Origin of the sequence: Streptomyces barringtoniae (assembly GCF_020819595.1) — a bacterium.
Taxonomy (GTDB): domain Bacteria; phylum Actinomycetota; class Actinomycetes; order Streptomycetales; family Streptomycetaceae; genus Streptomyces; species Streptomyces barringtoniae.
Window position 1 is genome coordinate 272,499 of the sequence record NZ_JAJHNP010000009.1, and the last position, 23,430, is coordinate 295,928.

Sequence of the window (23,430 nt, forward strand, 5' to 3'; positions counted from 1 at the left end):
GAGGGGCCTCACTCGTGTCTTCCGCGGGGGCCCTTCTTCGAGGGCCCCGCGTGTGTCAGAGCGTGCGCAGAAGCACCGCCGGCTGTTCCACGCAGTCCGCCACGTACCGCAGGAAGCCGCCCGCCGTGCCGCCGTCGCACACCCGGTGGTCGAAGGTGAGCGAGAGCTGTACGACTTGACGCACGGCCAGCTCGCCTTCGTGCACCCACGGTTTGGGGACGATCCGGCCGACGCCGAGCATGGCCGCCTCGGGGTGGTTGATGATCGGCGTGGAGCCGTCGACACCGAAGACACCGTAGTTGTTCAACGTGAAGGTCCCGCCGGTGAGTTCCCCGGGTGTGAGCGTCCCGGTGCGGGCGGCCTCGGTGAGCCGGGCGAACTCGGCGGTCAGCGCCTCGGCGTCGCGCGCGTGGGCGTCGCGGACGACCGGCACGACGAGCCCGCGTTCGGTCTGGGCGGCGAACCCGAGGTGGACCTGGTCGAGCTGGACGACCTCGCGGGCCTCGATGTCGACGTAGGAGTTCAGCTCGGGGAACCGGGCGAGCGCGGCCGTGCAGATGCGGGCGAGCAGCGCGAGCAGGGAGATCTTCGGTCCGCCGGCCGCGTTCATCGCCGCACGCGCGCGCATGAGTTCGGTCGCGTCGGCGTCGACCCAGCAGGTGGCGTCCGGGATCTCCCGGCGGCTGCGGGAGAGCTTGTCGGCGACCGCCCCGCGCACGCCCTTGAGGGGGACGCGGGTGCCCGCGGCCCGCGTGCCCGAAGCGGCAGCGGCTGCCACGGGGGTCGCGGCGGTGGCGTGTGCCGCGGTGGCGGGCGCCTCGGCCGTACGGCTGCCCACGACCGCCTTGGCCCGCAGGGCGCCCTCGACGTCCGCACGCAGGATCAGCCCGTCCGGGCCCGAGCCCGCCAGCTGCCGCAGGTCCACACCGCCCTCCCGGGCGAGCCGGCGGACCAGGGGGGAGATCACCGGCACCGGCCCCTCGGCCTGGAGCGCGTCCACGCGTGCGTGGGCCGTCCCGGCGTGCGCCGTTCCGTTGAAGGCGAGCGTTCCGCTGTCCGCACCGGTGCTGCCGTTCGCGGCACCTGTGGTCATCGGCGTGGGGCGCACCCTCCGGCGCCGGGCCGGAGCCTGTGCGGTGCCGTATCCGACCAGGACGTTGCCCGATCCCTCGGTGTCCGCCGCCGGGGCCTGCGGTCCCACCGCCACCGTCAGCAGCGGTGCGCCGACCGGCAGTTCGGTGCCCTCCTCGCCGAAGCGCGCGGTGACCACACCGCCGTACGGGCAGGGCACCTCGACCATCGCCTTGGCCGTCTCGACCTCGACGACCGGCTGGTCGACGGCGACGACGTCACCGACCTGGACCAGCCACCGGACGATCTCCGCCTCGGTGAGTCCCTCACCGAGGTCGGGGAGCTTGAACTCCAGCACCTGTGCCATCAGCCCTCGGCCTCCCACTGCAGCCGGGCCACGGCGTCCAGGATGCGGTCGACGCCGGGCAGGTGGTGCCGCTCCAGCATGGGCGGCGGGTAGGGGATGTCGAAACCGGCGACGCGCAGCACCGGCGCCTCCAGGTGGTGGAAGCAGCGCTCGGTGATCCGCGCCGCGATCTCGCCGCCCGGCCCGCCGAACCCGGTGGACTCGTGGACGACGACCGCGCGTCCGGTGCGCCGTACGGCCGCGCAGACGGTCTCGTCGTCGAACGGCACCAGCGAGCGCAGGTCGATCACTTCCAGGTCCCAGCCCTCGGCCTGTGCGGCCTCGGCGGCCTCCAGGCAGACCGGCAGGGAGGGGCCGTAGGTGATCAGCGTGGCGCTGCGGCCCGGCCGGCGCACCACCGCGCGGCCGATGGGCTCCACGTCGGTGGGGTGGTCGGGGTTCCAGGAGTCCTTCGACCAGTACAGCCGCTTGGGCTCCAGGAAGACGACCGGGTCGTCGGAGGCGATGGCCTGGCGCAGCAGGCCGTAGGCGTCGGCGACGGTCGCGGGCGTGACCACGTGCAGTCCGGGCGTGGCCATGTAGTAGGCCTCGGAGGAGTCGCTGTGGTGCTCGACGCCGCCGATGCCGCCGCCGTAGGGGACGCGGACGGTTATGGGCAGGGGCATCCGGCCGCGCGTGCGGTTGCGCATCCGGGAGACATGGCTGATGAGCTGTTCGAACGCCGGGTAGGCGAAGGCGTCGAACTGCATCTCCACCACCGGGCGCAGGCCGTACATGGCCATGCCGACGGCGGTGCCGAGGATGCCGGCCTCGGCGAGCGGGGTGTCGGTGCAGCGGTCCTCGCCGAACTCCTTGGCGAGGCCGTCGGTGACCCGGAAGACACCGCCTAGGGTGCCGACGTCCTCACCCATGACGTGCACGGTCGGGTCGGCGGCCATCGCGTCGCGCATCGCGCGCGTGAGGGCCTGCGCCATGGTGGCGGGCTTGACGGCGACGGTGGTCATCGGGCGCCGCCTTCCTGCTCGCCGTGCCGCTCCTGCTCGGCTTCCAGCTCGGCCTGCAACAGGGCACGCTGTTCGCGCAGTTGGGCGGTGGTCTCGGCGTAGACGTGGTCGAAGAGGGCCATGGGGTCCAGTTCGGGGTCGCGGTTCATGCGTTCGCGCAAGGAGGCGGCCATCGCCTCGGCGTCCTTCCGGGCGGCCTCGATCCCGGCCTCGTCGAGCAGCCCGCGCTCGGTGAGCTCGTGCTCCAGCAGCTGGATCGGGTCGTGCGCACGCCAGGCCTCGACCTCGGCGTCACCCCGGTAGCGGGTGGCGTCGTCGGCGTTGGTGTGGGCGTCGATGCGGTACGTCACCGCCTCCACGAGGGTCGGTCCGCCGCCCGCGCGCGCGTGCCGTACCGCGTCGCTGAGGACCTCGTGCACGGCCACCGCGTCGTTTCCGTCGACCAGCCGGCCCGGCATGCCGTACCCGACGGCCTTGTGGGCCAGGGAGGGCGCGGCGGTCTGCTTGGCGAGCGGGACGGAGATGGCGAAGCCGTTGTTCTGCACGAGGAAGACGACCGGCGCCTGCCAGACGGCGGCGAAGTTCAGCGCCTCGTGGAAGTCGCCCTCGCTGGTGCCGCCGTCGCCCACCAGGGCGAGCGCGACGACGTCGTCGCCCTTGAGGCGGGCGGCGTGCGCGAGGCCGACGGCGTGCGGCAGCTGGGTGGCCAGCGGGGTGCTGAGGGGGGCGACCCGGTGGGCGTGGGGGTCGTAGCCGCTGTGCCAGTCGCCGCGCAGCAGGGTGAGGGCCTCAACGGGGTCCACGCCCCTGGCGACGACGGCGAGGGTGTCGCGGTAGCTGGGAAAGAGCCAGTCCCGCTCTTCCAGGGCCAGGGCGGCGGCGACCTCGCAGGCCTCCTGGCCGGTGCTGGAGGGGTAGACGGCGAGGCGGCCCTGCTTGGTGAGCGCGGTGGCCTGCGTGTTGTAGCGGCGGCCGCGCACCAGCTGGGCGTAGAGCCGGCGCAGCAGGTCCGGGTCGGCCTTGGCGGTCGCCTCGGTGCCGAGGACGCGGTAGGGCTCGGCGTCGGGCAGCAGCGGCGCGGGGTCCATACGGGGCTGCCAGGCGGGCGGCGGCGATGGCCGGTACGCGCCCCGCTGCTCCATGACCGTCATGACGGCACCTCCTCGTGGGGAGCGGCTACGGGAGGCGCGTCGGCTGTGAGGCGCCTCACCAACCGATTGTTCGGTCGTTGGCACATTTTGGCTACAGGCCCCTCCAGGCTGTGGACAAACGGTTCTCCACAGCCTGGAATGAACGCAGTACGTCCACGGCGAGGGAGCGGGAGGCAATGGCAGCTGAACAAATGGCCGACGGACCGCAGGACGACACCACGCTCCCGCCCCCGCGCCCGCTGGACGGCGCCGTGCTGCCGCCGCCGCGCCCGCTCGACGCCATCGATCAGGACATCCTGAAAATCCTCCAGGCGGACGGCCGCGCCTCCATACGGTCCGTCGCCGAACGCGTCCACGTCTCGCGCGCCAACGCCTACGCGCGCATCAACCGGCTCGTCGAGGACGGGGTGATCCGGGGCTTCAGCGCGCGCGTGGACCACGAGCGGGCGGGGCACGGCACCTCGGCGTACATCACGCTGAACATCGTGCAGAACACCTGGCGCACGGTCCGCGAGCAGCTCAGGCAGCTGCCCGGCGCCTCCCACATCGCGCTGGTGGGCGGCGACTTCGACGTGCTGCTGCTGGTGCACACGCCCGACAACCGGGCGCTGCGCGAGCTGGTGCTCACCCGGCTCCAGGCGATCCCCGAGGTGCTCAGCACGCGCACGCTGCTGGTGTTCGAGGAGGAGGACCTGGAGCCGGAGGCGTGACCAGGGGCGTGCGGAGGTCTGACCTCAGCCCTGCTTGAGGCCCGCGAAGACCAGCCGGACCACCGCCTCGGACACCTCGCGTTCACCGGCGCCTCGCGGGTCCGGCCGGTACCACTCCACGATCGAGTTGATCATTCCGAAGACGAGCCGGGTGGCCAGCCGGACCTCGACGTCACCGCGTACGTCCCCGTCGGCCGCCGCGGCCTTCAGCAGTTCCGCGACCCGGTGGTCGAAGTCGCGCCGCCGCTCCAGCGCCCACCGTTCGGTGGCGGTGTTGCCGCGCACCCGCAGCAGCAGCGTCACGTACGGCAGCTCGCCTATGAGCACCTCGACCATGCGCCGTACGACGTGCTCCAGCCGGTCGACGGGCCGCCCCACGCGCGCGTGCTCCTCGTCCAGGATGGCGAACAGGCCGTCCAGGGCGCGGCTGACGGCCCGGCGCAGCAGTTCCTCCTTGCCGCTGACGTGGTGGTAGATCGACGACTTGGAGATGCCGGCCGCCTTGGACAGGTGCTCCATGGAGGTGCCGTCGTATCCGCGCTCGTTGAACACCTGAACGGCCACGGAGAGCAGCGTCTCGGGCGTGTAGGTGTCGCGCTTGGCCGTGGTCATGACGTGCCCTCCCGCTTGTCGTCGATGGCGTACGCGTGGCGGTAGAGCGCGAGGGAGGGGGCGTAGCGTCCGGAGGGGTCGCGCTGGTGCATCTCGTCCAGGACGTCGAAGGCGAACTCGCGGCCGAGCCTGCGGTCCCACTCGAACGGGCCGAGCGGGTAGTTCACCCCGAGGCGCATCGCCGTGTCGATGTCCTCCTGGGTGGCGACGCCCTTGGCGACGGCGTCGTGCGCGAGGTCGATGATCCGGGCGACCGTGCGCGCGACGATCATGCCGGGGACGTCGCCGATGATGCTGACGTTCTTGCCGATGGCCTGGAAGAGGCCGGTGGCCTCGGCGAGGGTCTGCGGCGCGGTGTCCTGGGAGGCGGACAGGGCGACGCGGGTGGCGGTGCGGTAGTCGAGCGCGAGGTCGAAGTAGACGACGTCGCGGAACTCCACGGACGTCTGGCCGTCGGCGAGCACCAGCTGGCCGCCGCTGGGCAGCACCAGGCGGGTGCCGTTGTCCTCGGCCTCCTCGCGGACCTGGATGCCCGCCTCGCGGATCAGCGTGAGCAGCTCGGCCGCCGGGCCGAGGCCGCCCTCGGCGACGACGTAGGCGGGCGGCTGCTCCTTGTCGGCGGTGTGCGGCTCGGGCTTCTCGGCGCCCTCGGCGTGGTCGTACCAGCCGTGCCCGGTCTTGCGGCCGAGGCGGCCGGACTCCACCAGCCGGCGCTGGGCCAGGGACGGGGTGAAGCGCACGTCCTGGAAGAAGGACTGCCACACCGAGTGGGTGACGGACTCGTTGACGTCCTGTCCGATCAGGTCGGTCAGCTCGAAGGCACCCATCCTGAACCCGCCGGACTCGCGCAGGACGGCGTCGACGGTGGCCGGGTCGGCGGCCTGGGCCTCGTAGACCGCGAAGGCCTCGGCGTAGAAGGGCCGGGCGAGCCGGTTGACGATGAAACCCGGGGTGTCGGCGCAGGCCACCGGGGTCTTGCCCCAGGCGCGAGCGGTCTCGTACGCGCGCGTGGCCGACGTGACGTCGGTGGCGAACCCGGAGACGACCTCGACCAGGGGCATGAGCGGTGCCGGGTTGAAGAAGTGCAGGCCCACGAAGCGGCCGGGCCGGCGCAGGGCACCGCCGATGGCCGTCACCGACAGTGAGGAGGTGTTGGTGGCGAGCAGGCAGTCCTCGGCGACGATGTCCTCCAGCTCGCCGAAGAGCTGCTGTTTGACGTCCAGCCGTTCCAGGACGGCCTCGACGACCAGCGTGCAGTCCGCCAGCTCGGTGAGGTTCTCCGCGGGCTCGAGGCGGGCGCGGGCAGCGTCCCGGTCGGCGGCGGCTAGCCTGCCCTTCTCCACGAGCCGGTCGAGGCGGGCGCCGATCGCCGCTGCCGCGTCCCGGGCACGCCCGGCGACGGCGTCGTACAGCCGCACGGGGTGACCGGCGACCAGAGCGACCTGGGCGATGCCCTGGCCCATGGTGCCGGTGCCGACGACGGCCACAGGGCTGCTGAGGTCGAGTGCTGTCATGTGCGCGATCCTCCCGCACGACGTTTTCCACAGATGCGGCAGGCCCCCTTGTCCCGACCGATCGTTCGGTTACTCTAGCTCTGACCGTCCCATCCCGCTGCTCTTTCTGCCAGGTCGATGGACTCGACGAAGAGTTCTCCAGACGAGGAGTTGGTCCCGTATGGCCGCCGAACTGACCGCGCACGAGCTGATCGCCAAGCACCGGCCCACGCTCGACCAGGCACTGGAAGCGATCCGCACGCGCGCGTACTGGTCCCCGCACCCCGAGCACCCGAAGGCCTACGGCGAGAACGGCAGCCTGGACGCGGCGGCGGGCAAGGCCGCCTTCGACGCCCTGCTGAACACCCGCCTCGACCTCGGCCAGCCCGGCACCGACGACTGGGTGGGCGACGAGGTCTCGCCGTACGGCATCGACCTGGGCGTCGGCTACCCGCACGCGGACGTGGACGTGCTGATCCCCGCGATGAAGGCCGGGCAGCGGGCCTGGCGCGACGCGGGCGCGGAGACCCGGGCGCTGGTGTGCCTGGAGATCCTCAAGCGGATCAGCGACCGGACGCACGAGTTCGCGCACGCCGTCATGCACACCAGCGGCCAGGCCTTCATGATGGCGTTCCAGGCCGGCGGCCCGCACGCCCAGGACCGTGGTCTGGAGGCGGTGGCGTACGCGTACGCGGAGCAGGTCCGCACGCCGGAGACGGCCGAGTGGACCAAGCCGCAGGGCAAGCGTGACCCGCTGGCCCTCACCAAGCAGTTCACGCCGGTTCCGCGCGGCCTCGCCCTGCTCATCGGCTGCAACACCTTCCCGACGTGGAACGGCTACCCGGGCCTGTTCGCCTCCCTGGCCACCGGCAACGCGGTCCTGGTCAAGCCCCACCCGCGCGCGGTGCTGCCGCTCGCACTCACCGTGCAGGTCGCGCGCGAGGTGCTCACCGAGACGGGCTTCGACCCGAACCTGGTGGCGCTGGCCGCCGAGCGCCCCGGCGAGGGCATCGCCAAGACCCTCGCCACCCGCCCCGAGGTCCGGATCATCGACTACACCGGGTCGACGTCCTTCGGCGACTGGCTGGAGGCCAACGCCCGCCAGGCGCAGGTCTACACCGAGAAGGCCGGCGTCAACACGGTGATCGTGCACTCCACCGGCGACTACAAGGGCATGCTGTCCAACCTTGCGTTCTCGCTGTCGCTGTACAGCGGCCAGATGTGCACCACCCCGCAGAACCTGCTCATCCCCCGGGACGGCATCCGCACCGACGAGGGCCCCAAGACCTTCGACGAGGTCACCGCGGACCTCGCCCGCGCGGTCGACGGCCTCCTCGGCGACGACGCCCGCGCGAACGCCCTGCTGGGCGCGATCGTCAACCCGGACGTCAAGGCCCGTCTGGAGGCCGCCGCCGGCCTCGGCGAAGTCGCCCTCGCCTCCCGGGAGATCAGCAACCCGGACTTCCCGGGCGCGGTCGTGCGCACCCCGGTCATCGTCAAGCTGGACGGCGCCAAGCCGGACGACGAGGCCGCCTACATGAGCGAGTGCTTCGGGCCCGTCTCCTTCGCCGTCGCGGTCGACTCTGCGCACGACGCGGTGGAGCTGCTGCGGCGCACGGTCCGCGAGAAGGGCGCGATGACGGTCGGCGCCTACACCACCGACAGCGAGGTGGAGCAGGCCGTCGAGGAAGTGTGCCTGGAGGAGGCGGCGCAGCTGTCGCTCAACCTGACCGGCGGGGTGTACGTGAACCAGACCGCCGCGTTCTCCGACTTCCACGGCTCGGGCGGCAACCCGGCGGCGAACGCCGCGCTGTGCGACGGAGCGTTCGTGGCCAACCGGTTCCGGGTGGTGGAGGTCCGCCGCGAGGCCTAGGAGACCGCAGGCGCGCCCCCGGTCGCGCTCCAGTGGTAAAGCGTCATCGCCACGCTGGTGGCGAGGTTGTAGCTGGAGACCTGGGGGCGCATCGGCAGCCGCAGCAGATGGTCTGCACGCGCGCGCAGCTGCGCCGACAGGCCGCTGCGCTCCGAGCCGAAGGCGAGGACGGCATCGTCCGGGAGCTTCACGCCCCGGATGTCGTCGCCCTCGGGGTCCAGTGCGAACACCGGGCCCGGGGGCAGCTCTTCGACGCCCAGCCGCTCCACGGCCGTCGCGAAGTGCAGGCCGGCGCCGCCGCGTACCACTGTGGGATGCCACGGGTCGAGGGTGCCCGTGGTGACGACGCCGGTCGCGCCGAAACCGGCGGCCAGCCGGATCACGGCGCCGGCGTTGCCCAGGTTGCGCGGATGGTCCAGGACCACGACGGGCGCGGTGCGGGGCGTGTGGGCGAGCCTGCGCAGGTTGGCCTCGCGGGACGGCCGTACGGCGAGCGCGGCCACGCCGGTCGGATGGGGCCGCGGGACGAGGGAGGCGTACGTCTCCCCGGGCACCTGCGCCAGCAACGCGTCGAGCGTGTCGCGTACGTCCCCGGCCAGTTCCTCCGCGAGGGCGAGCGCCGCCTGCCGGTCGGTGGTGACCGCCACCGGGACCTCGGCCCCGAAGCGCAGCGCGTGCTTGAGGGCGTGGAAGCCGTCGAGCAGCACGGCGTCTTCGGCGTGCTCGCGCCAGCGGGTCAGCGGGTCGGTCATGCGGTGAACCCTACGCGGCCCTGAGGACTCTCCTCGGGGCTCACGTCGAGGGAGCGCGGCGCGGGCACCGTGCGGTCGTCGGGCCGGCCCCGGCCGAGCCGCCCACGCGCGCGTGCGACCAGTGCGCCCAGCCGGCGCAGGAACGGCGTCGGCAGGAAGACCGCGTCCGCGGTGATCATCGCCAGCGAGAAGAACGGCAGGCCGAGCACGACCGCGATCATCGCGTGCTCGGTCATCATCAGCACCAGCAGGACGTTCTTGACCCGCCGGTTGAACAGGGTGAACGGGAAGGCGACCTGCACCATGACCGTGCCGTAGGCGACGGCCATCATGATCGTGCCACTGGAGGACATCAGGTCCGCGAGTCCGGGCCAGGGCGAGAAGTAGTCCAGGTGGAGCGGGTAGTAGACGGCGGTGCCGTCCTGCCAGCGCGAGCCCTGGATCTTGTACCAGCCGGCCGTCGCGTAGATCAGGCAGGCCTCCGCCATGATCACGAACAGGGCGCCGTTGTGCAGGACGTTGGCGACGACGTCCAGCAGGATCCGCGGCTGCTGCGACTTCGCCCAGCGGCCCACGGCCCACCACAGGCCGAGCACGGCCCAGGCCGTCCACAGCAGCGCGGGAATCAGCCAGTCGTTGTCGAACCGGCCGGTGAACGCCGCCAGGAGCAGCGCCAGGCCGAACACCGCCCACAGGGCCGGACCCACCCGGTCGGCAGGGACCCGCTCGCCACGCGCGCGTGCCCTCTGCGCGTGCGCCGCCCGCCGCGCGTCCAGGGACCACACCTGTCCGCAGCGCGTGAACACGAGGTAGAAGGACATCAGGTGCAAGACGTTGTCGCCGCCGTCGCCCACGAAGACGCTGCGGTTCTGCAGCGACAGCACGCCCACCATGAACAGCACGGACGCCGTCCGGGTGCGCCAGCCGAGCAGCAGCGCCGCACTGGCGAGTATCGCCAGCAGGTAGAAGCACTCGAACCACAGCTGCCCGTCGGACCACAGCAGGGCCGTGAAGGCGTGGTTGTCGGCGGTCAGCTCCTTGGCGAGGTTCCACCCCCAGGGACCAGCCGGGCCGTACAGCTCCTGGCGGTACGGGAACTCGCGCAGCAGGAACAGCAGCCAGGTCCCGGCGAACCCGATGCGGATCACGGCGCTCTGGTACGGCCCGAGAGCCGACTCGGTGACTCGGGCGATACCGCGCGAGAGGGTCAGGGAAAGCCTGTTCACCGCACACCTCCCGCTGCCTCGTCGGCCGTCACGGTCCACCAGGGCAGCACGCGGTAGACGGGCTTGTCGGACACGCGCTCATGGCTCCACTCGGGCGGCTGCACATTGCTGGTGCTCGAGCGGATCTGCACGCGCTGGATGACGCCGTCGCGGTCGGCCGGATAGGTGCGGTACAGACGCATCACCACGATCCGGCGCAGGTACTGCTCGGAGAGGGAGCCGCGCATACCCACGGCCCGGTTGTCGACGCTGTGCGTGGCGGTGAAGAAGTCCCAGGCGCGGCGCAGCTCGTTCTGCTGGGTGTGGCTCGGCACCGGGTTGCCGTCTATGGCGGCGCCGTCCTGGGCGGAGAGGTCGGTCCACCCGGTCGTGCGCAGCCCGCCCTCCTTCGCCCGCACCACGGCGCGCACCTGGACGGCGATGTTCTGCTGCAGCGGGTTGGGCGCAAACAGCTTCCAGTTCTGCTCGAACTCCGGGAACACCCATTCCTCGACGGCCTTGCCGTGCTGCTTGGTCACCGTGTTCGCGGGGGCGAGGCTGAGGAACACCATCAGCAGATGCACACCGGCGGCGACACCGATCACGGCGAGCGCCAGCGCCGCGGCGACCTGGTAGCGGGGGGAGAGGGCTGCCACGCCGGTACGGGGCGCGGGGGGCGGCACGGGGGCCTCGGCTCCATGGGCCGCGGCACCCGGACCGCCGACGGCAGCCGCGCCCGTCCGGGAATCCACGTCGGCCCGGGAATCCGTGTCTGCCGGGGCGCCGGTGTCGGCCGAGGAGCCGGTGTCGGCCCGGGATTCCGTGTCGGCCGGGGAGCCGGCGTCGGCCGGGGAACCCTCCGTCAGACGCGCCCTGGCCGACCCACCGGGGTCGGGTCGGCCCCCTGGGTCCTCGTCGTACGCGTCCATTCCGCCCCGTCCCCCGTTTCGGATCAGTCGTTCGGTTCAGTGGTCCAGCTCAGTGATGCTGCGCCTGCCACGAGCGCCCCACCCCTCACGTACGCCACTCCTCAGCGTCAGCACGAAACGGTACTCAGCCCAGGCTGCCGGGCGCAGCCCCGGGTACGAGCCACGGCCGTGGTCCTCGCCACGCGGTACGGCTCGACACCCCGCACCACCTGCCCTCCCGCACGTTGTCCACAGGCGGCCCGCCCGAGTTTTCCACAGCGGTTGACACCCCACTGCGGCCCGGCACACCATTGATGCCGCACGGACCGAACGATCGGTCGGGACAGATCAACCGCAGAGCCCGAGGTCAGGGGGACCGCATGGCCACAGCAGCCGCGCAGCGCACGGCCCGCACGGAGGCGGACGGCGCACCGGACACCGTCGACACGGCGGCCTTCCAGCACGCCTTCGACGCGGCCGTGGCGGCCGACGAACGCATCGAACCGCGCGACTGGATGCCCGACGCCTACCGCGCCACCCTGGTCCGGCAGATCGCCCAGCACGCGCACTCCGAGATCATCGGCATGCAGCCGGAGGCCAACTGGATCACCCGCGCGCCCTCCCTGCGCCGCAAGGCGATCCTCATGGCCAAGGTCCAGGACGAGGCCGGCCACGGCCTGTACCTGTACAGCGCGGCCGAGACCCTCGGCACCGGCCGCGACGAGCTGCTCGACAAGCTGCACAGCGGCCGCCAGAAGTACTCCTCGATCTTCAACTACCCGACTCTGACCTGGGCCGACGTCGGCGCGATCGGCTGGCTCGTGGACGGCGCCGCGATCACCAACCAGGTTCCGCTGTGCCGCTGCTCCTACGGCCCCTACGCCCGCGCGATGGTACGGATCTGCAAGGAGGAGTCCTTCCACCAGCGCCAGGGCTACGAACTGCTGCTGGCCCTCAGCAAGGGCACACCCGAGCAGCACGCGATGGCGCAGGACGCGGTCGACCGCTGGTGGTGGCCGTCGCTGATGATGTTCGGCCCGCCCGACGACGAGTCCCAGCACTCCGCGCAGTCGATGGAATGGAAGATCAAACGCCACTCCAACGACGAGCTGCGCCAGCGCTTCGTCGACATCTGCGTCCCCCAGGCCGAGTCCCTGGGCCTCACCCTCCCCGACCCGGACCTGCTGTGGAACGAGGATCGCGGGCACTACGACTTCGGCCCGATCGACTGGACTGAGTTCTGGGAGGTCCTCAAGGGCAACGGTCCGTGCAACGAACAGCGGATCAGCCAGCGCAGGCGCGCCCACGACGAGGGCGCGTGGGTGCGGGAAGCGGCCGCCGCCTACGCGGCCAAGCACACCGGTGGCACCACCGGTACCACCGGCATTGGCGCGACGGCACACGAGACAGACCACGCGACAGAAGCGGAGCGAGCATGAGCACCACCGACTGGCCCCTGTGGGAGGTCTTCGTGCGCTCCCGGCGCGGCCTCTCCCACACCCACGCCGGCAGCCTGCACGCCCCCGACGCCGAACTGGCCCTGCGCAACGCCCGCGACCTGTACACCCGCCGCGGCGAGGGAGTCTCCATCTGGGTCGTCCCGGCCGCCGCGATCACCGCGTCGTCACCGGACGAGAAGGACCCCTTCTTCGAACCGGCCGCCGACAAGCCCTACCGGCACCCGACCTTCTACGAGATCCCGGAAGGGGTGAAGCACCTGTGACCGCCACCGTCCCGGTGACCGCCGCCCTCGCCCTCGGCGACGACGCCCTGGTGCTCTCCCACCGGCTGGGGGAGTGGGCCGGGAACGCCCCCGTCCTGGAGGAGGAGGTCGCCCTCGCCAACATCGCCCTCGACCTGCTCGGCCAGGCCCGGGTGCTGCTGTCCATGGCCGGCGACGAGGACGAACTGGCCTACCTGCGCGAGGAGCGGGCCTTCCGCAACCTCCAGCTGGTGGAGCAGCCGAACGGCGACTTCGCCCACACGATCGTGCGCCAGCTGTACTTCTCCACCTACCAGCAGCTGCTCTATGCCGAACTGGCCGCAGGCGACGGCCCGTTCGCACCCCTCGCCGCGAAGGCGGTCAAGGAGGTCGCCTACCACCGCGACCACGCCGAGCAGTGGACGCTCCGCCTCGGCGACGGCACGCAGACCAGCCACGAGCGGATGCGCCGCGCCTGCGGGGCCCTGTGGAAGTTCACCGGGGAGATGTTCCAGCCGGTGGAGGGCCTCGACGCCGACTGGACCCGCCTGGACGAGCAGTGGCAGGACTCCGTCCAGGACATCCTCGGCCGGGCCACGCTCCCCCTCCCCGAAGGACCGCGCACCGGCGCCTGGTCGGCCGGCGCCGGCCGACAGGGCCTGCACACCGAACCCTTCGGCCGGATGCTCGCCGAGATGCAGCATCTGCACCGCAGCCACCCGGGGGCGACATGGTGACCGCCACCGCCCTGGAGACGGAGCTGCTGGAGCTGGCGGGCTCGGTACCCGACCCCGAACTGCCGGTGCTCACACTCCAGGAGCTCGGCGTGGTGCGCGCGGTGCGGCTCCAGGGCCCCGGCACGGTCGAGGTCGACCTGACGCCCACCTACACCGGCTGCCCCGCCATCGAGGCGATGAGCGTGGACATCGAACGGGTGCTGCGCGCCCACGGCATGCACGAGGTCACGGTCCGCACGGTACTCAGCCCCGCCTGGACCACCGACGACATCAGCCCCGAAGGGCGACGCAAACTCCGGGAGTTCGGCATCGCTCCCCCGCGCGTGCGCACAGCCTCCGGCCCGGTCCCGCTGACCCTCGGCCCGACCCGGGCCGCCTCCGAGGCCGCGAGCCGCACCGAGGACGCATCCACCGAGCCCGTCCGCTGCCCGCACTGCGGCTCCGCCGACACCGAGCTGCTCAGCAGGTTCTCCTCCACCGCGTGCAAGGCACTGCGCCGTTGCCTCGCCTGCCGTGAACCGTTCGACCACTTCAAGGAGTTGTGATGGCTCGCTTCCACCCGCTCCCGGTGGCCGAGGTCGACCGGATCACCGACGACTCCGTCGCCCTCACCTTCGCCGTCCGGCCCGAGCTGCGCGAGGAGTACCGGCACGCACCCGGCCAGCACCTCGCGCTGCGCCGGCAGGTCGACGGCACCGAGATACGGCGCACCTACTCGATCTGCTCTCCCGCGCCCGACCCGGCCGGCGCGGGCCCCGACACCCTGCGGGTGGGCGTGCGCCTGGTGGAGGGCGGAGCCTTCTCCGCGTACGCGCTGAAGGAGATCAACGTCGGCGACGTGCTTGAGGTGATGACCCCGGCCGGCCGCTTCACCCTGGAACCGGCACCGGGGCTGTACGCGGCGGTCGTCGGCGGCAGCGGCATCACCCCCGTGCTGTCCATCGTCTCCACGCTGCTGGCCCGCGAGCCGGCGGCCCGGTTCTGCCTGATACGCAGCGACCGCACCGCCGCCTCGACGATGTTCCTGGAGGAGGTCGCCGACCTGAAGGACCGCTATCCCGAGCGGCTTCAGCTGGTGACCGTGCTCTCCCGCGAGGAGCAGCAGGCGGGTCTGCCGTCCGGCCGGCTCGACCGTGAGCGGCTCACCGGGCTGCTGCCCGCGCTGCTGCCGGTCGGCGAGGTCGCGGGCTGGCTCCTGTGCGGCCCGTACGGTCTGGTGCAGGGCTCGGAGCAGGCGCTGCGCGAGCTGGGCGTGGACCGGTCCCGTATCCACCAGGAGATCTTCCACGTGGACGCGGGCTCGCCCCCGGCCGCGACCGCCCAGGCCCCCGCGCACAGCTCGGTCACCGCCCGGCTCGACGGGCGTGGCGGCACCTGGCCGGTGCGCGACGGCGAGACGCTGCTGGAGACGGTCCTGCGCAACCGCCCCGACGCGCCCTACGCCTGCAAGGGCGGCGTGTGCGGGACGTGCCGTGCCTTCCTGGTCTCCGGCGAGGTCCGCATGGACCGCAACTTCGCCCTGGAGACGGAGGAGACGGAAGCCGGCTATGTACTGGCCTGCCAGTCGCATCCGCTGACCGAGCAGGTGGAACTGGACTTCGACCGCTGAGGGCCGGTTTGGGGGCAACTCGGCAAGGAGACCAATGCGGCGGGGTGGGGAGGGGGAGGGCCGGGGGGGGGGAGGGGAGCCCCGGAAGACCGGGAGTCCGTGCCATTCCCTTCTTCTAGAACCTGTTCTATCTTGACGGCCCGTCAGATCACCGACCCCGTCGGAGGGACAGGCCGTGGACTTCACCTTCACCGAGGAGCAGCGGGCGGCGGCCGAGGCGGCGCGCGGGGTGTTCGGCGGCGTGGTACCGGACGCGGTGCCCAGCCCGGCGCTCACCACCGGTGCCGTGGCCGAGGGCTTCGACCGGGGGCTGTGGTCCCAACTGGCCGACGCGGACCTGCTGAGCCTGCTGCTCGACGAGGCGTACGGCGGTTCCGGCCTGGACGCGATCGTGCTGTGCCTGGTGCTGCGGGAGGCCGCCAAGGTGCTCGCCCGGGTGCCGCTGCTGGAGCACAGCGCGGCGGCAGCCGCCGTACAGGCATACGGGGGCGCGGAGTTGACGGGCCGCGTGCTGGCGCCGGCCGGGCGGGGTGAACTGGTGCTGACCGTCGCGACGAACGGCCGTACCGGACACGACCCGGCCGAACTGGCCGTCGGCGCACGGCGGGACGGTCCGGTCTGGGTGCTGGACGGGGTGCAGACGGCGGTGCCGTGGGCGTACGACGCGGACCTCGTCGTCGTACCGGCGCATCTCGACGGCACGGCAGCCGAGCGGACCGTGCTCGCGCTGGTACCGCGCGAGCAGGACGGGGTGGTGCTCGCCGAGCAGGTGTCGACCAGCGGGGAGCGGCTGGCCGAGGTGCGGCTCACGTCCGTGCGGATCGACCCGGGCGGTGTCATCGAGGCCGACGGGGCCTGGGAGTGGCTGCACGCGCTGCTCGTCACCGGCAGCTGCGCGCTGGCGCTCGGGCTGGCCGAGCGGGTGCTGACGATGACCGCCGAGTACACCGGGAAGCGGGAGCAGTTCGGGTATCCGATCGCGACGTTCCAGGCGGTGGCCGTGCAGGCCGCGGACCGGTACATCGATCTGCGCGCCATGGAGGCCACCCTCTGGCAGGCCGCCTGGCGGATCGCCTCGGGGGCGCCGGGGGCCCTGCCCGCCGCCGGGGATGTCGCGGTGGCGAAGATCTGGGCGGCGGAGGGGGTGCGTCGGGTGGTGCAGACGGCACAGCATCTGCACGGTGGGTTCGGCGCCGACACCGACTACCCGCTGCACCGCTATCACGCCTGGGCCAAGCACCTGGAGCTGGCGCTCGGCCCGGCGGCGGCGTACGAGGAGCGGCTCGGCGATCTGCTGGCCGCCCATCCGCTGGCCTGACCGCGCGGCCCCCGGGCAGCAGGCGGGGCGAGCTACAGGACGAAGCCGGGCCGGCCGTCGTCGGTGATCACCGGGCGGCCCGCGGCCTGCCAGACCTGCATGCCGCCGTCGACGTTGACCGCGTCGATGCCCTGCTGGACCAGGTACATGGTGACCTGCGCCGAGCGGCCGCCGGAGCGGCAGATGACGTGGACACGGCCGTCCTGCGGGGCGGCCTCGGTCAGCTCGCCGTAGCGGGCGACGAACTCGCTGATGGGGATGTGCAGCGCTCCCTCGGCATGGCCCGCCTGCCATTCGTCGTCCTCGCGGACGTCCAGCAGGAAGTCGTCGTCCTTGAGGTCCGTGACCTCGACCGTGGGCACACCAGCTCCGAAACTCATGTCCCCGACGCTACCCGGTCCCCGCAGCCGGACGAAACGAGCCGCGGCTCAGCCCTGCCCCAGCAGGGCCGCCAGCTCCGCCTCCCGCTGGGCGATGTCGGAGCGCAGCCTGGCGGCGATCTCCTCGAGCAGCCCGTCGGGGTCGTCCGGGGCGAGCCGGAGCATGCCGGCGATCGCGCCCTCCTCCAGTTCACGGGCGACGAGGGTGAGCAGTTCCTTGCGCTGGGCGAGCCATTCGAGACGGGCGTACAGCTCCTCGGCCGGACTGGGGCGCCGCTCGGGGGGCACCGGGCCGGCCGCCCACTCCTCGGCCAGTTCCTTCAGCAGGGTCTCGTCGCCGCGGGCGTAGGCGGCGTTGACGCGGCTGAGGAACTCCTCGCGCCGCTTCCGCTCCTCTTCCTCCTGTACGAGGTCGGGGTGCGCCTTGCGGGCCAGCTCGCGGTAGAGCCTGCGGGCCTCCTCGCTGGGCCGCACCCGCTCCGGGGGACGTACGGCCTGTTCGGTCAGCATGGCGGCGGCTTCCGGGAACAGGCCGTGGCCGTCCATCCATCCGTGCAGCAGCTCCTCCACGCCGGGGATCGGCATGACACGCGCGCGGGCCTCCTCGGCATGGCGGATGTCCTCCGGGTCGCCGGTGCGGGCGGCTCTGGCCTCGGCGATCTCGGCGTCCAGCACCTCGATGCGGGCGTAGAGCGGGCCGAGGCGCTGTTCGTGCAGCCGGGAGAAGTTCTCGACCTCGACGCGGAACGTCTCCACGGCGATCTCGTACTCGATCAACGCCTGCTCGGCGGCCCGCACGGCCTGCTCGAGCCGCTCCTCGGGGCGCGGGGACTGTTCGGCATCGGGGGTCGTCACGCGAACAGGGTAGGCGGTATGGATGCGGCCCGGCGCCCTAGGGCGCCGCACGGCTCCCGGTCGTCTGCCGACTGCGAGCCCGTCGTGTTGCTCGTGCCCACGGGGCGGAGCGCATGTCGCCAGAGCCCCGCGCCCCTTCGGGACGCTGCACTTCCGCCTGGGAAAGCCCCGCCCCGCCTCACACGCCCAGCTCCGCCGCGATCCGTCCCGACCGGATGCCCGTGACCAGTTCGGCGTGGTCGGCCTCGGTGCGGTCGGCGTAGGTGACGGCGAAGGCGGCTGTCGCCTCGTCCAGTTCCTCGTTCTTGCCGCAGTAACCGGCGATCAGGCGGGGGTCGGCGCTGTGGGAGTGGGCGCGGGCCAGCAGGGCGCCGGTCATGCGGCCGTAGTCGTCTATCTGGTCGGCGGCGAGCGCGGCGGGGTCGACGCTGCCCTTGCGGTTGCGGAACTGACGGACCTGGAAGGGACGGCCGTCGACGGTGGTCCAGCCGAGGAGGATGTCGCTGACCACCTGCATCCGCTTCTGGCCGAGGACGACCCGGCGGCCCTCGTGTTCCACCGGCGGCGCCTCGAAGCCGGCCGTGGCCAGATGCGGGACGAGCGCGGAGGGACGGGCCTCCTTCACCTGGAGGACCAGCGGCTGCTCACGGTGGTCGAGGAGGAGGACGACGTAGGACCGGGTGCCGACGCTGCCGGTGCCGACCACTCGGAAGGCCACGTCGTGGACGGCGTGCCGGGCGAGCAGGGGGTGCCGGTCCTCGGACAGCGTCGTCAGGTACTCCTCCAGGGACGCCGCGACCGCCGCCGCCTCGGCGTCCGGGATGCGGCGCAGGACGGGTGAGGCGTCCACGAAGCGGCGTCCGCCGTCCGCCGCCGTCTCGGTCGACTTCGCCGCGAACCGGCCGCTGGTGTTGGCGCGGGCCTTCTCCGAGACCCGCTGCAGGGTGCCGAGCAGATCGTGGGCGTCGGTGTGGGAGACCAGTTCCTCGTCCGCGATGGCGTTCCACGCGTCCAGCACCGGCAGCTTGGCGAGCAGGCGCATGGTGCGGCGGTAGGCGCCGACCGCGTCCTGCGCGGCCGCACGGCAGGTGTCCTCGTCGGCGCCGGCCTCCCGCCCGGCGAGCACCAGCGACGCGGCGAGCCGCTTCAGATCCCACTCCCAGGGGCCGTGCACGGTCTCGTCGAAGTCGTTGAGGTCGATGACCAGGTCGCCGCGGTGGTCGCCGTACAGGCCGAAGTTGGCCGCGTGCGCGTCTCCGCATATCTGGGTGCCGATCCTGGTCATGGGGGTGCGGGCCAGGTCGTACGCCATGAGCCCGGCCGAGCCGCGCAGGAAGGCGAAGGGGGTCGCGGCCATTCGTCCGACGCGGATGGGGGTCAGCTCCGCTATACGGCCGGCGTTGGACTCGATGACCGCGCTCACCGCGTCGGGGCGGGCGGCGTCCAGGTCGAGCGTGCGGTGCGCGCTGCGCGGCACGCTCCTGCGCAGCGCCTTGCCCTCCTCCTTGGGCGAGCCCTGTCGCGGCCACTGGGCGAACCCGCGCACCCACGGCAGCCGAAGCGTCTCCCGGTCCCCCGCGTCCGCCAGCACTTCCCGACCGGTTCCGGTCACCGCGACCGCCTCCCCCGAACGCCCTTCGGCACGAACATCGACACGAACATCAACTCGTGCAGACCGTACAGCCGACGCCCGGAACGCGTCAGACCCTGTGGACAACGCCCTGTGGACAACCTGCGCCGCACAGCGAGCCGCCCAGCGGCATGTGAGGAAGCTCTCGTCGAGCGGAGCGGGGGAGGCGAACGGTACGAAAGGCAACGTGCAGGGCACTCGGGAGGGGCGGCCGCCGGCATCGGCATCGGTATTGATGTCGCCTCGCCATCTCCATCTCCATCTCCATCGGCACCGGCACCGGCACCGGCACCGGCCGAGCTCAGCTAGGAGGCCGCCGTGGACCTGAGGCAGAAGGGAGCGTCTGCGACCCCGTCCGCTGCGGCGCCGACTCCGGCTCCAACGGGCTCCGCCCATCTCGCGCCGGGCGGTGTCCGCCGTGCCTGAGCTGCCGGACGTCGAGAGTTTCCGCAGAGTGCTCGAGTCCTGCGCGAAGGGCAGGGAAATCCGCCGCGTCGACGTGCGCGACGCGGGCGTACTGCACGGGGTGAGCGCACGACGGCTGCGCGGCGCGCTGGAGGGCCGGCGGTTCACCGAGCCGGAGCGGCACGGCAAGTGGCTGCTCGCCCACACCGGCGGTCCCACCGTCCTGCTGCACTTCGGCATGACCGGCCGGCTGCTCTGTGCCCGTCCCGACGACGCCGTGGAGGCCCACGACCGCGTCCTGTTCGGCCTGAGCGGCGACCGCCAGCTCCGGTACCGCGACCAGCGCAAGCTCCAGGGCCTCTGGCTGGCCGACGACGACTCCGCCGTGGCCCGGCTGCTGGACCGTCAGGGTCCCGACGCGCTGGCAGTGGACCGTGCGGACTTCGAGGCCGTGCTCCGCGCACGCCGGGGTCATCTCAAGACCGCGCTGACCGACCAGTCCGTGCTGGCCGGGCTCGGCAATCTGCTCGCCGACGAGATCCTGTGGCGTGCCGGGCTGCACCCCCGCGCCCGGGCCGGGGAACTGACGGAGAGCGAACGCCGGCACCTGTACACCCACATGCGGCGCACGCTGCGTTCCGCGGTCACCGCCGGCTGCGTCCCACCGCGCGACGCGTGGCTCACCGGCCACCGCGACGACCCCGACCCGATCTGCCCCCGCTGCCGCACCCACCTGCGCCGCTCCCGCCTGGCAGGCCGCGGCACGGTGTGGTGCCCGCGGTGTCAGCCGGACGGGACCTGAACCCCGGGAGGACCGAAGACCCGGCCCCCGCCCGGTCTCCTCGCCCCCACGGCACCACCGGCCGTTACCCGGTCACGCGCCCCGCCGCACCACCGGCCCCAACCGGTCACCCGCCCCCGCCGCGCCGCATGACAGCCCCGCCCGATCAACGCGCCCTGCGCACAACTGGTAACCCCGGCCCGCGCCCGCGCACGACCGGCACCCCCCGACCCCGCGCTCCACGCACACAGCCCCAGCCGCCCCAGAGACCTAGCGACCCCAGATCCCAACCGCCCCAGCGCCCAGCCGGCCAACCGGCCAAAGACTTAGCCGACCGCAGGCCCCAACGGCCCCAGACGCCCAATCGCCCAACCGCCCCCGCCATCTTCCGTGAGATAGCTCACCGTCAGACCGACGTACCGACGGACTGCCCCCGCACACCCCCCTGTGCGATCCCTCACGTCCGTCACGTCGGACACCTTGGTCGGCCACCCTTGTCGGCCACGTCGGCCACAACGCCACATCCGCGAGCACAACGCGAAACGGGCCTCTGCCGGTGACTTCCGTCACTGGCAGAGACCCGTGTCGTCTCTGTGCGCGAGGGGGGAGTTGAACCCCCACGCCCTTGCGGGCACTGGAACCTGAATCCAGCGCGTCTGCCTATTCCGCCACCCGCGCATTGGGTGTGTCTTCCGGCTCCTGCCCTTTCGGGCCGGCCCCTTCCGACACCCAGAACATTAGCACGCCGTACGGGGTGGGTTCACATCCCTTCCCCCGGCCCGAGACCGCCCCGGACCCGGGACCGCGCACCCCGAAACGCCCCAGCCCCGCCGCACCCCCGCCCGCTCCCACCCGCCGGCCGAGCCCGCTCTCTCCAGTCCGGTCCCAGCCGCCCTCACCCCAGCCCGACCCAGCTCAGCCCGCTCCTCCCCCGGCTCGATCCAGCCCGCCCGTGGCCGACCAACCACCCACCAACAACCCCAGTCACCCCAAGCCGCCCCCCACTCACTTCAAACCCACATCCCACCCCCGCCGCCTCCCTCCCCCACGTATCAAGCAGACTCGCTTCACGTATCAACCTCGTACCGGTCCCCGGCATCTCCCCAGGAGGGGGTCCGGGTCCACAGCCAGGTGCGGGACACTGGTCTTCGCCCCCCTCTACGATCCATGGCAGCAGGAGTGCGCACCGGGAGTTCGAAGGGGAGCCGCTGGGGGAACCGGCTGATTGCCGGACGCGTAGATACGATCAGTGAGCAGTACCAGCGGAACCGGCAGGACAGCAGCCGCACAGCAGGGCAAGGCAACGGCAGGAACGGAGGAGGTGCCCCATGGGAGTCCTGAAGAAGTTCGAGCAGCGTCTCGAAGGTCTGGTGAACGGCACCTTCGCCAAGGTCTTCAAGTCCGAGGTCCAGCCCGTGGAGATCGCCGGCGCGCTCCAGCGTGAGTGCGACAACAACGCCACGATCTGGAACCGCGACCGGACCGTCGTACCGAACGACTTCATCGTGGAGCTGAGCGCGCCGGACCACGAGCGCCTCAGCCCCTACTCCGGGCAGCTCGGCGACGAGCTGGCCGGCATGGTGCGCGACTACGCCAAGCAGCAGCGCTACACCTTCATGGGACCGATCAAGGTCAACCTGGAGAAGGCCGACGACCTCGACACGGGTCTGTACCGGGTGCGCTCGCGCACCCTCGCCTCCTCCAGCAGCCAGCCGGGACAGCAGGCGCCGCAGGCCCCCGCGGCCCCGGCCCCCGGCCGTCCCGGTGCCGGGCAGGGCGCCCCGGGCGGGTACGGCTACCCGCCCGCCACGCCCGCCGGCGCGCCCCCGATGCCGTCCGCGCCGCCGCCCGGCGCACGGCCCGGCGGCTACGGCTACCCCCAGCCCGCCACGCAGCGGCCCTCGGCCGCCCCGATGAGCGGCGGGCGCACCCGCTACTGGATCGAGATCAACGGCACCCGCCACCAGATCTCCCGCGCGACACTGGTGCTGGGCCGCAGCACCGACGCCGACGTGCGGATCGACGACCCCGGCGTCTCCCGCCGGCACTGCGAGATCCGGACCGGAACGCCCTCGACGATCCAGGATCTCGGTTCCACCAACGGCATCGTGGTGGACGGGCAGCACACCACCCGCGCTACGCTCCGCGACGGCTCGCGGATCGTCGTGGGCAGCACCACCGTTATCTATAGGCAAGCCGAAGGGTGAAGCGGGGGCAATGTCAGAGCTGACCCTCACGGTCATGCGGCTGGGTTTCCTGGCCGTACTGTGGCTGTTCGTGATCGTGGCCGTGCAGGTCATCCGGAGCGACCTGTTCGGTACGCGCGTCACCCAGCGCGGATCGCGTAGGGAGGCCGGGCGTGCCCAGCAACAGGGCCGGCAGCAGGCGGCCCGGCAGCAGGCCGCGCCGCCGCAGCAGCGCGGCCAGCAGGGCGGCGGCCGGCGTGGCCGCAACGCACCCGCCAAGCTGGTGGTGACCGAGGGCACACTGACGGGCACCACGGTCGCGCTGCAGGGCCAGACGATCACGCTGGGCCGGGCGCACGACTCCACGATCGTGCTGGACGACGACTACGCCTCCAGCCGCCATGCCAGGATCTACCCGGACCGCGACGGTCAGTGGATCGTCGAGGACCTCGGCTCCACCAACGGCACCTACCTGGACCGGTCCCGGCTGACGACACCCACGCCGATCCCGCTGGGCGCGCCGATCCGCATCGGCAAGACCGTCATCGAGCTGCGGAAGTAGTACGACAATGAGCGAGCGGAGCGAGCACGCAGCGGCAGGCCGCCACCCGGCCGCCGGCGCGCTCCCGACCGGAGGGTGGGCAGTGTGGCTCGACACGACCGGCTGTACCCGGAGCCGAT

The 23,430-nt window shown here is 72.3% G+C and carries 22 protein-coding genes and 1 tRNA gene; 11 read left to right on the plus strand and 12 right to left on the minus strand.

Annotation, left to right across the window (positions count from 1 at the left end):
* Positions 1 to 55: 55 nt before the first annotated feature.
* The 3 genes from LMU33_RS18660 to pdhA are packed head-to-tail and all read right to left on the minus strand — an operon-like array spanning position 56 to position 3,593.
* The gene (locus LMU33_RS18660; RefSeq protein ID WP_228621564.1) at positions 56 to 1,438 is read right to left on the minus strand and encodes a dihydrolipoamide acetyltransferase family protein; all 1,383 of its coding nucleotides are present in this window, start codon (positions 1,436 to 1,438) and stop codon (positions 56 to 58) included.
* Positions 1,438 to 2,442: an alpha-ketoacid dehydrogenase subunit beta gene (locus tag LMU33_RS18665; protein WP_228621566.1), complete on the minus strand. Its 1,005-nt coding sequence runs from the start codon at positions 2,440 to 2,442 to the stop codon at positions 1,438 to 1,440. Before LMU33_RS18665 ends, LMU33_RS18660 begins: the two co-directional genes overlap by 1 nt.
* Entirely contained in the window at positions 2,439 to 3,593 is a 1,155-nt protein-coding gene (gene pdhA, locus LMU33_RS18670; protein ID WP_228621568.1) for a pyruvate dehydrogenase (acetyl-transferring) E1 component subunit alpha, read from the minus strand. Before pdhA ends, LMU33_RS18665 begins: the two co-directional genes overlap by 4 nt.
* A gap of 176 nt (positions 3,594 to 3,769) precedes the next feature.
* On the opposite strand from pdhA, the gene LMU33_RS18675 reads away from it, so the two are divergent.
* Complete coding sequence (locus tag LMU33_RS18675; RefSeq protein WP_228621570.1) at positions 3,770 to 4,303, plus strand: Lrp/AsnC family transcriptional regulator; 534 nt, start codon at positions 3,770 to 3,772, stop codon at positions 4,301 to 4,303.
* Between the two features lie 24 nt (positions 4,304 to 4,327).
* Here LMU33_RS18675 and LMU33_RS18680 read toward each other — a convergent pair whose 3' ends face one another.
* Positions 4,328 to 4,915, minus strand: coding sequence for a TetR/AcrR family transcriptional regulator (locus LMU33_RS18680; RefSeq protein ID WP_228621572.1), 588 nt, complete (start codon positions 4,913 to 4,915; stop codon positions 4,328 to 4,330).
* Positions 4,912 to 6,429 carry a 3-hydroxyacyl-CoA dehydrogenase gene (locus LMU33_RS18685; RefSeq protein WP_228621573.1) on the minus strand — a complete coding sequence of 506 codons (1,518 nt, stop codon included), beginning with the start codon at positions 6,427 to 6,429 and terminating at the stop codon, positions 4,912 to 4,914. Before LMU33_RS18685 ends, LMU33_RS18680 begins: the two co-directional genes overlap by 4 nt.
* Positions 6,430 to 6,589: 160 nt before the next feature.
* On the opposite strand from LMU33_RS18685, the gene paaN reads away from it, so the two are divergent.
* On the plus strand, positions 6,590 to 8,281 hold the full coding sequence (gene paaN, locus LMU33_RS18690; RefSeq protein ID WP_228621575.1) for a phenylacetic acid degradation protein PaaN: 1,692 nt from the start codon (positions 6,590 to 6,592) through the stop codon (positions 8,279 to 8,281).
* On the opposite strand, the gene LMU33_RS18695 is transcribed toward paaN, so the two are convergent.
* From LMU33_RS18695 to LMU33_RS18705, 3 genes are read right to left on the minus strand one after another with little or no spacing between them, the layout of a single operon-like run.
* The gene (locus LMU33_RS18695; RefSeq protein ID WP_228621577.1) at positions 8,278 to 9,033 is read right to left on the minus strand and encodes a TrmH family RNA methyltransferase; all 756 of its coding nucleotides are present in this window, start codon (positions 9,031 to 9,033) and stop codon (positions 8,278 to 8,280) included. The genes paaN and LMU33_RS18695 overlap by 4 nt on opposite strands.
* A complete protein-coding gene (locus LMU33_RS18700; RefSeq protein WP_228621579.1) occupies positions 9,030 to 10,259 on the minus strand; it encodes an HTTM domain-containing protein in 1,230 nt (409 codons plus the stop codon). Before LMU33_RS18700 ends, LMU33_RS18695 begins: the two co-directional genes overlap by 4 nt.
* On the minus strand, positions 10,256 to 11,167 hold the full coding sequence (locus LMU33_RS18705; RefSeq protein WP_228621581.1) for a DUF5819 family protein: 912 nt from the start codon (positions 11,165 to 11,167) through the stop codon (positions 10,256 to 10,258). The genes LMU33_RS18700 and LMU33_RS18705 overlap by 4 nt, the downstream gene beginning before the upstream one ends.
* 359 nt (positions 11,168 to 11,526) lie before the next feature.
* Here LMU33_RS18705 and paaA point away from each other — a divergent pair, with 359 nt between their 5' ends.
* The 6 genes from paaA to LMU33_RS18735 all read left to right on the plus strand — a co-directional run bounded on the left by paaA (position 11,527) and on the right by LMU33_RS18735 (position 16,512).
* Positions 11,527 to 12,585: a 1,2-phenylacetyl-CoA epoxidase subunit PaaA gene (gene paaA, locus LMU33_RS18710; protein WP_228621583.1), complete on the plus strand. Its 1,059-nt coding sequence runs from the start codon at positions 11,527 to 11,529 to the stop codon at positions 12,583 to 12,585.
* Positions 12,582 to 12,869 carry a 1,2-phenylacetyl-CoA epoxidase subunit PaaB gene (paaB, locus tag LMU33_RS18715; protein WP_014673816.1) on the plus strand — a complete coding sequence of 96 codons (288 nt, stop codon included), beginning with the start codon at positions 12,582 to 12,584 and terminating at the stop codon, positions 12,867 to 12,869. Before paaA ends, paaB begins: the two co-directional genes overlap by 4 nt.
* Entirely contained in the window at positions 12,866 to 13,585 is a 720-nt protein-coding gene (gene paaC, locus LMU33_RS18720) for a 1,2-phenylacetyl-CoA epoxidase subunit PaaC (RefSeq protein ID WP_228621585.1), read from the plus strand. The genes paaB and paaC overlap by 4 nt, the downstream gene beginning before the upstream one ends.
* Positions 13,579 to 14,130 (plus strand): 1,2-phenylacetyl-CoA epoxidase subunit PaaD, encoded by a 552-nt coding sequence (gene paaD, locus LMU33_RS18725; protein WP_228621587.1) that lies wholly within the window; start codon positions 13,579 to 13,581, stop codon positions 14,128 to 14,130. The genes paaC and paaD overlap by 7 nt, the downstream gene beginning before the upstream one ends.
* Complete coding sequence (locus tag LMU33_RS18730; protein ID WP_228621589.1) at positions 14,130 to 15,194, plus strand: 2Fe-2S iron-sulfur cluster-binding protein; 1,065 nt, start codon at positions 14,130 to 14,132, stop codon at positions 15,192 to 15,194. The genes paaD and LMU33_RS18730 overlap by 1 nt, the downstream gene beginning before the upstream one ends.
* A gap of 175 nt (positions 15,195 to 15,369) precedes the next feature.
* Complete coding sequence (locus tag LMU33_RS18735) at positions 15,370 to 16,512, plus strand: acyl-CoA dehydrogenase family protein (protein WP_228621591.1); 1,143 nt, start codon at positions 15,370 to 15,372, stop codon at positions 16,510 to 16,512.
* Between the two features lie 32 nt (positions 16,513 to 16,544).
* Here the strand turns inward: LMU33_RS18735 and LMU33_RS18740 are convergent, their stop codons facing one another.
* From LMU33_RS18740 to LMU33_RS18750, 3 genes are all read right to left on the minus strand, one after another.
* Positions 16,545 to 16,874: a rhodanese-like domain-containing protein gene (locus LMU33_RS18740; protein WP_228621703.1), complete on the minus strand. Its 330-nt coding sequence runs from the start codon at positions 16,872 to 16,874 to the stop codon at positions 16,545 to 16,547.
* Positions 16,875 to 16,940: 66 nt separating this feature from the next.
* Positions 16,941 to 17,747: a hypothetical protein gene (locus LMU33_RS18745; RefSeq protein ID WP_228621592.1), complete on the minus strand. Its 807-nt coding sequence runs from the start codon at positions 17,745 to 17,747 to the stop codon at positions 16,941 to 16,943.
* A 178-nt stretch (positions 17,748 to 17,925) separates the two neighbouring features.
* A complete protein-coding gene (locus tag LMU33_RS18750; RefSeq protein WP_228621594.1) occupies positions 17,926 to 19,359 on the minus strand; it encodes a DUF2252 domain-containing protein in 1,434 nt (477 codons plus the stop codon).
* A 436-nt stretch (positions 19,360 to 19,795) separates the two neighbouring features.
* On the opposite strand from LMU33_RS18750, the gene LMU33_RS18755 reads away from it, so the two are divergent.
* Positions 19,796 to 20,584 (plus strand): Fpg/Nei family DNA glycosylase, encoded by a 789-nt coding sequence (locus LMU33_RS18755; protein WP_228621596.1) that lies wholly within the window; start codon positions 19,796 to 19,798, stop codon positions 20,582 to 20,584.
* Positions 20,585 to 21,157: 573 nt separating this feature from the next.
* On the opposite strand, the gene LMU33_RS18760 is transcribed toward LMU33_RS18755, so the two are convergent.
* Positions 21,158 to 21,241: transfer RNA gene (locus tag LMU33_RS18760), tRNA-Leu, on the minus strand.
* A gap of 650 nt (positions 21,242 to 21,891) precedes the next feature.
* Here LMU33_RS18760 and LMU33_RS18765 point away from each other — a divergent pair.
* Both LMU33_RS18765 and LMU33_RS18770 read left to right on the plus strand, forming a co-directional pair.
* Positions 21,892 to 22,770 (plus strand): FHA domain-containing protein, encoded by an 879-nt coding sequence (locus LMU33_RS18765; RefSeq protein WP_228621598.1) that lies wholly within the window; start codon positions 21,892 to 21,894, stop codon positions 22,768 to 22,770.
* A 10-nt stretch (positions 22,771 to 22,780) separates the two neighbouring features.
* Positions 22,781 to 23,311 (plus strand): FHA domain-containing protein FhaB/FipA, encoded by a 531-nt coding sequence (locus LMU33_RS18770; protein ID WP_228621600.1) that lies wholly within the window; start codon positions 22,781 to 22,783, stop codon positions 23,309 to 23,311.
* Positions 23,312 to 23,430 lie beyond the last annotated feature (119 nt).

Coding starts and splice junctions, on each gene's coding strand:
- LMU33_RS18660 (WP_228621564.1), bottom strand. CDS start 1,438: ATGGCACAGGTGCTGGAGTTCAAGCTCCCCGACCTCGGTGAGGGACTC.
- LMU33_RS18665 (WP_228621566.1), bottom strand. CDS start 2,442: ATGACCACCGTCGCCGTCAAGCCCGCCACCATGGCGCAGGCCCTCACG.
- pdhA (WP_228621568.1), bottom strand. CDS start 3,593: ATGACGGTCATGGAGCAGCGGGGCGCGTACCGGCCATCGCCGCCGCCC.
- LMU33_RS18675 (WP_228621570.1), top strand. CDS start 3,770: ATGGCAGCTGAACAAATGGCCGACGGACCGCAGGACGACACCACGCTC.
- LMU33_RS18680 (WP_228621572.1), bottom strand. CDS start 4,915: ATGACCACGGCCAAGCGCGACACCTACACGCCCGAGACGCTGCTCTCC.
- LMU33_RS18685 (WP_228621573.1), bottom strand. CDS start 6,429: ATGACAGCACTCGACCTCAGCAGCCCTGTGGCCGTCGTCGGCACCGGC.
- paaN (WP_228621575.1), top strand. CDS start 6,590: ATGGCCGCCGAACTGACCGCGCACGAGCTGATCGCCAAGCACCGGCCC.
- LMU33_RS18695 (WP_228621577.1), bottom strand. CDS start 9,033: ATGACCGACCCGCTGACCCGCTGGCGCGAGCACGCCGAAGACGCCGTG.
- LMU33_RS18705 (WP_228621581.1), bottom strand. CDS start 11,167: ATGGACGCGTACGACGAGGACCCAGGGGGCCGACCCGACCCCGGTGGG.
- paaA (WP_228621583.1), top strand. CDS start 11,527: ATGGCCACAGCAGCCGCGCAGCGCACGGCCCGCACGGAGGCGGACGGC.
- paaB (WP_014673816.1), top strand. CDS start 12,582: ATGAGCACCACCGACTGGCCCCTGTGGGAGGTCTTCGTGCGCTCCCGG.
- paaD (WP_228621587.1), top strand. CDS start 13,579: ATGGTGACCGCCACCGCCCTGGAGACGGAGCTGCTGGAGCTGGCGGGC.
- LMU33_RS18730 (WP_228621589.1), top strand. CDS start 14,130: ATGGCTCGCTTCCACCCGCTCCCGGTGGCCGAGGTCGACCGGATCACC.
- LMU33_RS18765 (WP_228621598.1), top strand. CDS start 21,892: ATGGGAGTCCTGAAGAAGTTCGAGCAGCGTCTCGAAGGTCTGGTGAAC.
- LMU33_RS18770 (WP_228621600.1), top strand. CDS start 22,781: ATGTCAGAGCTGACCCTCACGGTCATGCGGCTGGGTTTCCTGGCCGTA.